We start from the raw sequence: 13,324 nt of genomic DNA on the forward strand, positions 1-13,324 counted from the left end.
TCCGCATAGGTCGCCGCATCGTCATCGTTAGGCGCTATATAACCATCAGTGGTCTGGGCCTCTACATTGTCAGGGATCCCGTCATTATCGGAATCGATGTCCAAATGGTTCGGATAACCGTCACCGTCACTGTCCAATGGATTCGTCAATGGATCATTGTCGTTATCAAGGTTTGGATCTTCTGTGGTATCCAAAATTCCGTCGTTATCGTCATCTAGGTCCGTTACATCAGGTACCCCGTCACCATCGGTGTCTGTGCATAAATAAGGTGCAATGTACAAAGCGATTATACTAGAAGCAGTTGAAGTCGTATAAAACTCTATTTCCTTTACAGGGGATTGAGACAACCAATCAACCTTAATCTCGGGATGATAACTGGAAGGCGTTTCATTCTTAACATAATAATTATCACCATCTACAACAGATACTAAACCTGGACTTAAAGACCCGACAAAATCATAATCAACATTATCCAAGGAAACTATTCCATCCTGAGCGCCAGATTGTATACCAAAAGAATGGTGTGCTTTAACAACCACAGGCGCCGACCCATTTATTTTGAAAACGATAGGAGAGTCCAAGATAGTCCTAAAATACCCATTCGAATCCGTACTTGCACCCTCGACACTAACAATAACACTACCTATTGGCAATCCCCACTTACTGCTCAAATCAACATCAGCAGCGCATAAACTACCATCACTAATATTAGGTTCGAATCCAAAATCACGTGCAGTAATAATATCGAATGGCATCGATGTACATCCATTAATTCCAGAATTATCTGACTCAGTACCCTCAAAATTAACAACACCGATGATATCAGTATTAGTATCTATTAATTTCTCTTTCGTATATGCATGTTTACTACTAAAGGAAGTTAGCCCAACAAATAAGAAAAGTATTAAAACTAAGTTAATACTGTTCAAGACTTGTCTTTTTAAATATAAATAAGTAAAAATTTCCATAAGCGTCAGTAATTGATTACTAATCACCATGGCAAAAAGCTGTTAAGTGTATAAGAGATGGGATTCTATTATAAGCTCTGCAAGATATATTTAAAATTTTGATGGACAAATAGATTATAACACATTAATATCAAAATTCTGTCAACAACTAATATTATCGACCAAGTGCAAATTGGGATATATTCAATTGCCTGTTTATCGATGATTACCAACATTTTATGATTTATTACCACAATAAAACGTTTTGAACATTTAAATAATTAAATAACGGAGTTACAATAATTCAATACTATTTCATCAAGCTAAAAAGAAGAACCGAATGAGTCCAAATATCTAACTGAAAAGAGGCATTCAAAAGAGTCTTATTCCTTAATTTTCCTTTATTTTTGCCGAAAATAAGAACATGGGGTTTATAAATCAAATTGAGCGACGACGCACCTTCGGTATTATTTCGCATCCAGATGCGGGCAAGACTACTTTAACCGAAAAATTGCTTTTATTCGGTGGAGCCATACAAGAAGCCGGAGCTGTCAAGAACAACAAGATCAAAAAAACAGCTACCAGCGACTTCATGGAAATTGAGCGACAAAGAGGTATATCTGTTGCCACATCTGTTTTGGCCTTTATTTATCGCGATAAAAAAATAAATATTCTTGATACCCCAGGTCACAAAGACTTCGCTGAAGATACCTTTAGGACACTGACAGCAGTGGATAGCGTAATTGTAGTGGTCGATGTTGCCAAAGGTGTTGAGGAACAAACGGTTAAACTCGTAGAGGTATGTAGAATGCGAAACATACCTATGATCGTTTTTATCAACAAATTAGACCGGGAAGGTAAAGATGCATTTGACCTATTGGATGATTTGGAACAAAAACTAGGACTATCGGTAACGCCATTAAGCTTTCCTATTGGAATGGGTTATGATTTCAAAGGCATCTACAATATATATGAAAAGAACATCAATCTCTTTAGTGGTGACAGCAAGAAGAATATAGAGGATACTATAGCTTTCGACGATATAAACAATCCGGAATTAGAAACGATCATCGGTGAGAACGCTGCTCAAAATTTAAGGGATAATCTGGAACTGGTACACGGTGTATACGCCCCATTTAATAAAGACAGCTACCTAAATGGGGAACAACAACCCGTTTTTTTCGGCTCGGCCCTAAATAATTTCGGGGTTCGCGAGCTACTTGATTGCTTCATAGAAATTGCACCATCCCCACGCCCGAAAAAAGCGGAAGAACGAATTGTAGAACCAAAGGAAAAGGAACTAACCGGCTTTGTATTTAAAATACATGCCAATATGGACCCTAAGCATCGTGACCGACTAGCATTCATAAAAATCGTTTCGGGAACTTTTGAGCGGAACAAACCTTATCTACACGTACGTCAAGGAAAAAAGCTTAAATTTTCAAGCCCTAACGCATTTTTTGCAGAAAAAAAAGAAATTGTAGACATTTCATATCCTGGTGATATTGTAGGTCTGCATGACACGGGTAATTTTAAGATCGGTGACACCTTAACAGAAGGTGAAGAACTACATTACAAAGGTATCCCCAGTTTTTCTCCTGAACATTTTCGTTACATCAACAATGCAGACCCTATGAAATCCAAACAATTAGGAAAGGGGATCGATCAACTAATGGATGAGGGTGTTGCTCAATTATTTACCCTGGAAATGAACGGAAGAAAAGTTATCGGTACTGTTGGGGCACTTCAATTCGAAGTAATCCAATATCGCCTGGAACATGAGTATGGCGCTAAATGTAGCTATGAAAACTTCCCAGTACACAAGGCCTGTTGGGTTGACCCACAAGACCCAAAAAACAATGAATTCAAGGAATTCAAAAGGGTTAAACAAAAATTCTTGGCAAAAGACAAGCAAGGCCAATTGGTATTCCTTGCCGATTCACAGTTCTCGCTACAAATGACCCAACAAAAATACCCTACGGTAAAATTACATTTCACTTCTGAATTCAAGTAAAAACCAAAATTGTTATTAACAGAAAAAACCCATGAAAAAATTCATGGGTTTTTTTTATTTGATCAAGCTTCTCCCGATGGACCGAAATTAATCGGAATGGGAGGCTGTTCATAATCCTTGATGGTGCCGTGTGCTTTTTCGAACCGACTCACATTCTCTCCTAAAGCCTTCAAAAACTTTTTGGCATGTTGTGGTGTCAATACGATCCTGCTTTTAACCTTGGCTTTAGGAGCCCCAGGCATCATACTGATAAAGTCTACTACAAATTCAGAAACCGAATGATTGATAATCGCTAAATTGGAATACGTTCCATCAGCCATCTTCTCATCCAACTCAATATTGATCTGCTTTTGTTTTTGTTCTTTATCACTCATAGGTCAAGATTAAAATTTCAACGCTTCCTTACGAGCCATGATCTCATCATACTCTTCTTTGGAACCAACAATGATGTTTTCATAGTCACGCATACCGGTACCTGCAGGAATTTTATGTCCTACAATAACATTTTCCTTCAAACCTTCAAGTGTATCCACTTTACCGCTAACAGCAGCTTCGTTCAACACTTTAGTAGTTTCCTGGAATGATGCTGCAGAGATGAATGATTTCGTCTGTAATGAAGCTCTTGTGATACCCTGTAAAATAGGTGTCGCGGTAGCGGCTACGGCATCCCTTGCTTCAACCAACGCTTTATCGGCTCTTTTCAGGATTGAATTTTCATCCCTTAATTCACGTGCCGTAATGATTTGACCCGCTCTTAAGTTTTCAGAATCTCCGGCTTCAGCAACTACTTTTTTACCGAATATTTCATCATTTTCAGTAATAAAGTCAGACTTATGCACCAATTGGTTTTCTAAGAAAATGGTATCTCCTGGATCTTGAATACGCACCTTTCTCATCATTTGGCGAACGACGACTTCAAAATGTTTGTCATTGATCTTCACACCTTGTAATCGATATACCTCTTGTACTTCATTTACCAAATACTGCTGTACAGCTGAAGGGCCTTTTATTGCAAGAATATCTTCCGGCGTAATGGAACCATCTGAAAGTGGCATACCGGCACGTACATAATCGTTTTCCTGAACCAAAATCTGATTGGATAATTTTACCAAATATTTCTTTACTTCACCCAATTTGGATTCAATAATAATCTCCCTATTACCTCGTTTTATCTTACCGAAAGATACTACACCGTCTATCTCTGAAACTACTGCAGGATTAGATGGATTTCTAGCTTCAAAAAGTTCCGTAACCCTAGGAAGACCACCTGTAATATCACCTGCTTTAGCAGATTTACGTGGTATTTTCACCAAGATCTTACCTTCCTTGATCTTATCTCCATCATCTACCATAAGGTGAGAACCGACCGGTAAGTTGTAAGAACGTAATACCTCGTCCTTGTTGTTCATGATCAACAAAGTAGGGATGAGTTTTTTGTTCCTTGATTCAGAAATTACTTTCTCTTGGAAACCGGTCTGCTCATCAATTTCTACTTGATAAGTAACACCTTGCTCAATGTTCTCGTAAGCAATTTTTCCAGGGAATTCCGAAACGATAACACCGTTGTACGGATCCCATTGACAAATAACATCACCACTCTTTATCTTTGCACCGTTCTTAATGAACAATTGAGAACCATAAGGAATGTTATTGGTACTTAAAGTAATGCCTGTCTTAGCATCAACAATCTTGATTTCAGAAGTCCTTGATATTACAATATCTGCAATATTACCTTCTCCATCTTCACCTTTTACGATTCTTAAATCTTCAATTTCAGCAACACCTTCGAACTTAGCTGTTAACTTATTGTCCTCCGAAATGTTACCTGCAATACCCCCAACGTGGAAGGTACGTAATGTCAACTGAGTTCCTGGCTCCCCAATAGATTGTGCAGCAACAACACCTACAGCTTCTCCTTTTTGGACCATTTTATTCGTTGAAAGGTTTCTACCATAACATTTGGCACAAATACCTTTTTCGGCTTCACAAGTCAATGCAGAACGTACTTCAATCTTTTCGATTGGGGATGCTTCTACCTTTTTGACATCTTCTTCCATGATTTGTTGTCCCGCTTCTAAAAGAAGTTCATCATTCAATGGATTATACACATCATGAAGGGAAACCCTACCCAGGATTCTTTCACCTAATGTTTCTACTATTTCCTCATTTTTCTTCAATGGCTCTACTTCAATACCTCGTAGTGTTCCACAATCTTCGGTATTGATAATAACGTCTTGTGAAACATCTACCAAACGACGAGTCAAGTAACCAGCATCCGCAGTTTTCAAAGCTGTATCCGCAAGTCCTTTACGTGCACCGTGCGTAGATATAAAGTATTCCAAAATCGATAAACCTTCCTTAAAGTTGGAAAGAATCGGGTTTTCGATAATTTCACCGCCGCCTGCAGTTGATTTTTTAGGCTTGGCCATAAGACCACGCATACCGGTCAACTGACGAATCTGCTCTTTGGAACCCCTTGCTCCGGAATCCAACATCATATACACCGAGTTGAAACCTTGTTGATCCTCACGGATACGTTTCATGGCCAATTCAGTCAACATTGCATTGGTAGAAGTCCAAACATCGATAACCTGATTATAACGTTCGTTATTGGTAATAAGACCCATATTATAGTTGGCCATAATACCATCTACCTGAACATTGGCCTCACCGATCATCGTATGTTTTTCCGGTGGTATGATAATATCACCCAAACTGAAGGACAATCCTCCTTTAAAGGCGAACTCGTACCCCATCGTTTTAATCTTATCCAAGAAATCCGCTGTTGTAGGAACATCCGTTACAGCAAGGATTCCACCGATAATATCCCTCAATGATTTCTTGTTCAATACTTCATTGATATAACCTGCTTGTTGAGGCACGTTCATATTGAACAATACCCTACCTACGGTCGTCGGGATGATTTGGTAAACCAGCTCTCCTTCTTCATTGAAATCCTTAGCGCGAACTTTAATACCTGCGTTAAGATTAACCATTCCTTCATTAAAGGCTATCTCAACCTCTTCAGCAGAATAGAAAGTCAAACCTTCACCTTTAATTGGCACTTCAGGAGTAGACTTACGTTCTTTGGTCATATAATACAGACCCAAAACCATATCTTGGGAAGGTACTGTTATAGGTGAACCATTAGCCGGGTTCAGGATATTCTGAGATGCCAACATCAATAATTGAGCTTCCAAAATAGCCTCTGGCCCTAATGGTAAGTGAACCGCCATTTGATCCCCATCAAAATCCGCATTAAATGCAGTACATGCCAATGGGTGTAAACGAATAGCCTTACCTTCTATTAGTTTTGGTTGGAATGCTTGAATACCTAAACGGTGTAATGTAGGAGCCCTGTTCAATAAAACTGGGTGACCTTTCAATACATTCTCCAAAATATCCCAAACAACAGGTTCTTTCTTATCTATTATCTTCTTGGCAGATTTAACCGTCTTAACTATTCCCCTTTCAATCAATTTACGGATTACAAAAGGTTTGTAAAGTTCGGCTGCCATATCTTTTGGAAGACCACATTCATATAAATGTAATTCAGGTCCTACAACAATCACGGAACGAGCTGAATAATCAACACGTTTACCCAAAAGGTTTTGACGGAAACGTCCTTGCTTACCTTTTAATGAATCCGATAGGGATTTCAAAGGTCTGTTAGACTCCGTTTTAACCGCAGATGCTTTTCTTGTGTTATCGAATAAAGAATCGACAGCCTCTTGAAGCATACGTTTCTCATTTCTTAGAATCACCTCTGGGGCTTTAATCTCTACCAATCGTTTTAGACGATTGTTCCTTATAATTACCCTTCTATAAAGGTCATTTAAATCGGAAGTAGCAAAACGACCACCATCCAATGGTACCAAAGGACGTAATTCAGGTGGAATTACCGGAATGACCTTCATGATCATCCATTCCGGTCTATTTTCCCTATTCTCTTGAGATTCCCTTAATGCTTCAACAACCTGAAGTCTTTTTAAGGCCTCAGTTTTACGTTGTTTAGAAGTTTCTGTATTGGCCTTATGCCTTAATTCGTATGATAATTCCTTAAGATCTATTCGAGCCAAAAGATCTATAAGACACTCAGCTCCCATTTTAGCTATAAACTTATTGGGGTCAGTATCTTCTAAATATTGGTTTTCTTGTGGAATGGATTCAAGGATGTTCAAATATTCCTCTTCGGTCAAGAAGTCCATTTTATTAACCTCTTCCCCTTCAGGTCCTTTTGCGATACCCGGTTGTATTACTACATAACGTTCGTAGTAAATAATCATATCCAATTTCTTGGAAGGTAACCCTAAAAGGTAACCAATCTTGTTCGGCAAAGAACGGAAGTACCAAATATGGGCGACGGGAACAACTAAATTAATATGTCCTACCCTATCTCTTCGTACTTTTTTCTCGGTAACCTCGACCCCACAACGGTCACAAACAATACCGCGGTAACGGATTCTCTTATATTTCCCGCAAGCACATTCATAATCCTTAACAGGACCGAAAATACGCTCACAGAAAAGACCATCACGTTCCGGTTTATGTGTTCTGTAGTTTATGGTCTCAGGTTTTAAAACTTCACCCCTTGACTCTGCCAAAATAGCTTCTGGAGAGGCCAATCCGATTGAAATCTTATTAAACCTTTTAACTGGGTTATTATCTTTTATTCTAGCCATAATTAATGGTGATACTAAATTAAATGTGTTCTAAAATCCTTTCTAAAATAGATTTATCTATTCCTCCAATCTAATGTCCAAACCTAATCCCTTAAGTTCGTGCATCAATACATTGAAAGATTCTGGTAAACCAGGCTCTGGCATAGTTTCTCCTTTGACAATTGATTCATAGGTTTTGGCCCTACCAATTACATCATCGGATTTAACCGTAAGTATTTCACGCAACGTTGCCGATGCGCCATATGCTTCTAGTGCCCAAACTTCCATTTCTCCAAAACGCTGACCTCCAAATTGTGCTTTACCACCTAATGGCTGTTGTGTAATCAAAGAGTATGGTCCTATTGAACGAGCGTGCATTTTATCATCTACCATATGGCCTAATTTCAACATATAGATTACCCCTACAGTAGCTGGTTGGTCAAATCGTTGACCAGTACCACCATCGTGAAGGTAAGTATGTCCGAATCTAGGTATACCGGCTTCATCTGTATATGCATTGATTTCATCTAAAGTAGCACCATCAAAAATCGGTGTTGCATATTTTCTGCCTAATTTAAGACCTGCCCAACCAAGAACGGTTTCATAGATCTGACCAATATTCATACGCGATGGCACCCCTAATGGGTTCAAAACTATATCAACCGGCGTACCGTCTTCCAAGAAAGGCATATCTTCCTGACGAACGATTCTCGAAACGATACCCTTGTTACCGTGACGACCTGCCATTTTATCACCAACTTTAAGCTTACGCTTTTTGGCTATATAGACCTTGGCCAATTTCATGATACCCGCTGGTAATTCATCACCAACAGAGATTGTGAACTTGTCCCTTCTCAAGTTACCTTGAAGATCATTAAGCTTGATCTTGTAATTATGTAATAAATCGGCTACCAAAACATTCGTATCTGCATCCGTAGTCCATGTACCTGCAACTAAATGCGCAAAATCATCTACGGAGTTCAACATTTTCATGGTGTATTTCTTGCCTTTCGGAAGAACTTCCTCTCCAAGATCATTCAATACACCTTGCGATGTTTTCCCGTTGATCAAAGTGAATAATTTCTCTACAAGAACATCCTTCAGTTGTTGGAATTTTACTTCATATTCCAATTCCAAGTTTGAAATCGCTTCTTTATCCTCAGAGCGCTTGCGCTTGTCCTTAATAGATCTAGAGAATAATTTCTTGTCGATTACAACCCCTCTTAATGATGGGGACGCTTTCAAAGAAGCATCTTTTACATCACCTGCTTTGTCACCGAAAATGGCACGAAGTAATTTTTCTTCCGGAGTTGGATCCGATTCCCCTTTCGGAGTAATCTTACCTATTAGGATATCACCTGGTTTCACTTCAGCACCGATACGGATCATACCGTTTTCATCAAGGTCTTTAGTAGCCTCTTCAGAAACATTAGGAATATCGTGGGTCAATTCCTCAGCCCCTAACTTGGTATCCCTAACTTCCAATGAATATTCATCAACATGAATGGATGTAAAGATATCTTCACGAACAACTTTTTCAGATATTACGATCGCATCCTCAAAGTTATATCCTTTCCAAGGCATAAAGGCTACGGTAAGGTTCCTACCTAATGCCAATTCTCCTTTTTCAGTTGCATATCCTTCACAAAGAACCTGTCCCTTTTTAACCTTATCACCTCTTTGAACAATAGGTTTTAGGTTAATACTGGTACCTTGGTTTGTTTTTCTGAACTTTACCAAGTTATAGGTTTTTTCATCTTCATCGAAACTGATCAACCTCTCGGTATCTGTTCTTTCGTATTTTATAGTGATCTTCTGAGAATCTACATATACGATAGTACCATCACCTTCTGCATTTATCAATACCCTTGAATCGGAAGCAACCTGTCTTTCCAAACCTGTACCTACAATCGGTGATTGTGGTTTCAATAACGGAACTGCCTGACGCATCATGTTCGACCCCATCAAAGCCCTGTTCGCATCATCATGCTCCAAGAAAGGAATCAAAGATGCGGAAATAGAGGCAATCTGGTTCGGCGCAACATCTGTATAATTTATCTCTTTGGGATCTACAACAGGGAAATCACCTTCTTCCCTTGCAATAACCTTTTCAGCATCTATAGCACCGTCTTCTTTTAACGGAATGTTCGCTTGAGCGATTTTCATCCCTTCTTCTTCCTCGGCACTTAGATATCTATATTCATTAATATCAACAGTAGCATCGGTTACTTTTCGATACGGTGTTTCTAAAAAGCCCATTGGATTAACCTTGGCAAAAACCGCCAAAGAAGATATTAGTCCAATATTCGGACCTTCTGGAGTTTCTATAGGACATAATCTTCCGTAGTGTGTATAGTGAACATCACGCACCTCGAAACCTGCCCTTTCCCTAGAAAGACCACCTGGACCTAATGCGGACAATCTTCGCTTATGCGTTATTTCGGCCAATGGATTTGTTTGATCCATGAACTGAGACAACTGGTTCGTTCCAAAGAATGAGTTGATAACGGAAGACAATGTCTTGGCGTTGATCAAATCTATAGGCGTGAACACCTCATTGTCACGAACATTCATTCGCTCACGAATGGTCCTTGCCATACGAGCCAAACCAACACCGAATTGAGAGGACAACTGCTCACCTACCGTACGTACACGACGATTGGAAAGGTGGTCAATATCATCGATCTCAGCTTTAGAATTGATCAACTCTATCAAATATTTGATAATCGTTATGATATCTTCCTTAGTCAAGACCTGCTTGTCCATTCCAATATCCAACTGTAATTTTTTATTCATTCTGTAACGACCAACTTCTCCTAAGTTGTAACGTTGATCAGAAAAGAACAATTTGTCAATTATACCACGAGCCGTCTCCTCATCGGGCGGTTCGGCATTACGTAATTGACGGTATATGTGTTCTACAGCTTCTTTTTCAGAGTTTGTAGGATCCTTTTGCAAGGTATTATGGATTATGGCATAATCAGATTGTGCATTATTCTCTTTATGCAAAAGAATAGTCTTCACATCTGTTTCCAAAATCTCTTCTATATGGTCTTTTTCTAAAACCGTATCACGATCAAGGATGATCTCATTTCTTTCAATAGATACAACTTCACCGGTATCTTCATCCACGAAATCTTCATGCCAAGTATTCAAGACCCTTGCGGCCAACTTACGACCCAAGACCTTTTTAAGTCCGGCTTTTGATACTTTCACCTCTTCGGAAAGATCGAATATTTCAAGAATATCCTTATCACTTTCGAATCCGATGGCCCTGAACAATGTTGTTACAGGTAATTTTTTCTTTCTATCGATATAGGCATACATAACACCATTGATATCGGTAGCAAACTCTATCCAAGATCCTTTAAAAGGAATAACCCTTGCAGAGTATAATTTTGTTCCATTAGCATGGAACGATTGTCCAAAGAATACACCAGGAGAACGGTGCAACTGGGAAACAACCACACGTTCCGCCCCATTGATAACGAAAGTACCACTAGGTGTCATATAAGGAATAGTACCTAGATAAACATCCTGTACGATAGTCTCAAAATCCTCATGTTCGGGATCGGTACAATATAATTTTAACCTAGCCTTTAATGGTACGCTATAAGTTAGCCCACGCTCAATACATTCTTGGATTGAATATCTTGGTGGATCTATGAAATAATCGAGAAATTCCAACACAAACTGATTTCTTGTGTCTGTAATTGGAAAGTTTTCCATGAAGGTATTGTATAATCCTTCATTGCCCCTTTGATCAGATTTAGTTTCAAGTTGAAAGAAATCTTGAAATGATTTAATCTGAATGTCCAAGAAATCCGGATATTCCGGTGTGTTCTTAGCGGATGCAAAATTTATTCTCTCAGTCTGATTTGTGAACATCTATGGACAAAATTTTGATCGTGAATACTAACGGGTCGTATATGACTTCATATACTTAATGCATAAAAAGGGTTAGGTCTAACCACAAAATGCGGTAAGACCTAAACCCAAACTGTTATGGTAGTAGCGACTATTTAAGCTCAACTTCTGCTCCTGCTTCTTCCAATGACTTTTTAATACCTTCAGCTTCGTCTTTAGCAACACCTTCCTTAACGGCTTTTGGCGCGCTATCAACAATATCCTTAGCATCTTTCAAACCTAAACCAGTTAATTCCTTAACCAATTTAACAACTGCTAATTTAGAAGCACCTGCTGCTTTCAAGATAACATCGAATTCTGATTTTTCCTCAGCAGCTTCACCACCTTCAGCGGCTCCACCTCCTGCGGCAACAGCTACTGCAGCAGCTGCTGGCTCAATACCGTATTCTTCTTTTAATATATCAGCCAACTCATTAACCTCTTTTACGGTCAAGTTAACCAATTGTTCTGCGAAATCTTTTAAATCTGCCATTTTTCTATCGTTTAATAAAATTTTTAAAAATATAATTGTTTAAGTGCGTACTATTCCCTTTCTGATAATGTCTTTAAGATACCTGCAAGTTTACCACCACCGGACTTAAGACCAGAAATAACATTCTTGGCTGGTGATTGCAATAAGCCAATAATTTCCCCGATCATCTCCTCTTTGGATTTTAAACTTACCAATGCATCCAATTTGTCATCACCAACAAATATGGCTTCCTCAATGAAAGCACCTTTTAACAAAGGTTTTTCAGACTTTTTCCTAAAAGTCTTTATAACTCTTGCCGGACCATTCCCTACTTCGGAGAACATCAATGAAGTGTTTCCTTTTAGGACCTCAGGAAGTTCCCCGAAATCTTTATCGGAAGCTTCCATCGCTTTGGCAAGAAGTGTATTCTTAACTACTGCAAGTTTAATATTGGATTTAAAACAAGCCCTTCTCAAGTTTGAAGTGGTTGTTGCATCCAATCCTGAAATATCAGCTAAATAAATAGTTGAATTTTCAGCCAACTGAGCAGTTAAATCTTCTATAACGTTTAATTTCTCTTCTCTTGTCATAATTAAAATTTTGAACTACCAGTTAGTTAAACTGTTTTTGGATCTAATTGAACACTTGGGCTCATTGTACTTGACATGAAAATACTTTTCATGTAAACACCCTTAGCTGCAGAAGGTTTCATTTTGTTCAAAGTATCTAACAACTCCTTAGCGTTGCCAGCAATTTTATCCGCTGGAAAGGAAGCCTTTCCTATCGCAGCATGGACAATCCCTGTTTTATCAACTTTGAAATCGATTTTACCAGCCTTTACTTCAGTTACGGCCTTGGCCACATCCATAGTTACTGTACCTGTTTTTGGATTGGGCATTAAACCTCTTGGTCCTAAAACACGTCCTAAAGGTCCTAATTTACCCATTACGCTTGGCATGGTGATGATTACATCAACATCGGTCCAACCGCCTTTGATTTTATCCAAATATTCGTCTAACCCAACATAATCAGCTCCGGCTTCCTGAGCCTCCGCTTCTTTATCCGGGGTTACCAAAGCCAAAACCTTTACATCTTTACCTGTACCATGTGGTAGACTAACTACCCCACGTACCATTTGGTTCGCTTTCCTAGGATCAACTCCCAAACGTACGGCCAAATCTATAGATGCGTCAAATTTTGTGTTGGTTATCTCTTTTACTAAAGCTGAAGCCTCTTCCAAAGAATAAAGTTTATCCTTCTCAATTTTAGCGTGGGCCTCTTTTTGCTTCTTTGTTAACTTTGCCATTTAATTGCTTTTTAAGAT

General features: G+C 38.9%; 7 protein-coding genes and 1 pseudogene. 1 reads left to right on the plus strand and 7 read right to left on the minus strand.

The window, feature by feature from the left end; all coding sequences use genetic code 11:
• Nucleotides 1-929, minus strand: a pseudogene (locus tag R3X28_RS18480) (hypothetical protein); the annotation flags it as partial.
• Between the two features lie 442 nt (nucleotides 930-1,371).
• Here R3X28_RS18480 and R3X28_RS18485 point away from each other — a divergent pair.
• Nucleotides 1,372-2,961, plus strand: a complete 1,590-nt coding sequence (locus R3X28_RS18485; RefSeq protein ID WP_317666334.1) for a peptide chain release factor 3 — start codon at nucleotides 1,372-1,374, stop codon at nucleotides 2,959-2,961.
• 62 nt (nucleotides 2,962-3,023) lie between these two features.
• Here R3X28_RS18485 and R3X28_RS18490 read toward each other — a convergent pair whose 3' ends face one another.
• The 6 genes from R3X28_RS18490 to rplA form a co-directional block, all read right to left on the minus strand.
• Nucleotides 3,024-3,335, minus strand: a complete 312-nt coding sequence (locus R3X28_RS18490; RefSeq protein WP_154367960.1) for a DUF3467 domain-containing protein — start codon at nucleotides 3,333-3,335, stop codon at nucleotides 3,024-3,026.
• A 9-nt stretch (nucleotides 3,336-3,344) separates the two neighbouring features.
• Entirely contained in the window at nucleotides 3,345-7,643 is a 4,299-nt protein-coding gene (gene rpoC, locus R3X28_RS18495) for a DNA-directed RNA polymerase subunit beta' (protein WP_317666335.1), read from the minus strand.
• A gap of 57 nt (nucleotides 7,644-7,700) precedes the next feature.
• Nucleotides 7,701-11,510, minus strand: coding sequence for a DNA-directed RNA polymerase subunit beta (gene rpoB, locus R3X28_RS18500; RefSeq protein ID WP_154367956.1), 3,810 nt, complete (start codon nucleotides 11,508-11,510; stop codon nucleotides 7,701-7,703).
• 130 nt (nucleotides 11,511-11,640) lie between these two features.
• The gene (gene rplL / locus R3X28_RS18505; protein WP_154367954.1) at nucleotides 11,641-12,021 is read right to left on the minus strand and encodes a 50S ribosomal protein L7/L12; all 381 of its coding nucleotides are present in this window, start codon (nucleotides 12,019-12,021) and stop codon (nucleotides 11,641-11,643) included.
• Between the two features lie 50 nt (nucleotides 12,022-12,071).
• Nucleotides 12,072-12,590 (minus strand): 50S ribosomal protein L10, encoded by a 519-nt coding sequence (gene rplJ, locus R3X28_RS18510; protein WP_154367952.1) that lies wholly within the window; start codon nucleotides 12,588-12,590, stop codon nucleotides 12,072-12,074.
• 26 nt (nucleotides 12,591-12,616) lie between these two features.
• Nucleotides 12,617-13,306: a 50S ribosomal protein L1 gene (rplA, locus tag R3X28_RS18515; RefSeq protein WP_154367949.1), complete on the minus strand. Its 690-nt coding sequence runs from the start codon at nucleotides 13,304-13,306 to the stop codon at nucleotides 12,617-12,619.
• Between the last annotated feature and the right edge of the window lie 18 nt (nucleotides 13,307-13,324).

The organism is Maribacter sp. TH_r10, assembly GCF_033101095.1.
GTDB classification, from domain to species: Bacteria; Bacteroidota; Bacteroidia; order Flavobacteriales; family Flavobacteriaceae; genus Maribacter_A; species Maribacter_A luteus.

Bases quoted from the DNA above. Each gene is read 5' to 3' on its own strand.
- R3X28_RS18485 (WP_317666334.1), top strand. From the start codon at position 1,372: ATGGGGTTTATAAATCAAATTGAGCGACGACGCACCTTCGGTATTATT.
- R3X28_RS18490 (WP_154367960.1), bottom strand. From the start codon at position 3,335: ATGAGTGATAAAGAACAAAAACAAAAGCAGATCAATATTGAGTTGGAT.
- rpoC (WP_317666335.1), bottom strand. From the start codon at position 7,643: ATGGCTAGAATAAAAGATAATAACCCAGTTAAAAGGTTTAATAAGATT.
- rpoB (WP_154367956.1), bottom strand. From the start codon at position 11,510: ATGTTCACAAATCAGACTGAGAGAATAAATTTTGCATCCGCTAAGAAC.
- rplL (WP_154367954.1), bottom strand. From the start codon at position 12,021: ATGGCAGATTTAAAAGATTTCGCAGAACAATTGGTTAACTTGACCGTA.
- rplJ (WP_154367952.1), bottom strand. From the start codon at position 12,590: ATGACAAGAGAAGAGAAATTAAACGTTATAGAAGATTTAACTGCTCAG.
- rplA (WP_154367949.1), bottom strand. From the start codon at position 13,306: ATGGCAAAGTTAACAAAGAAGCAAAAAGAGGCCCACGCTAAAATTGAG.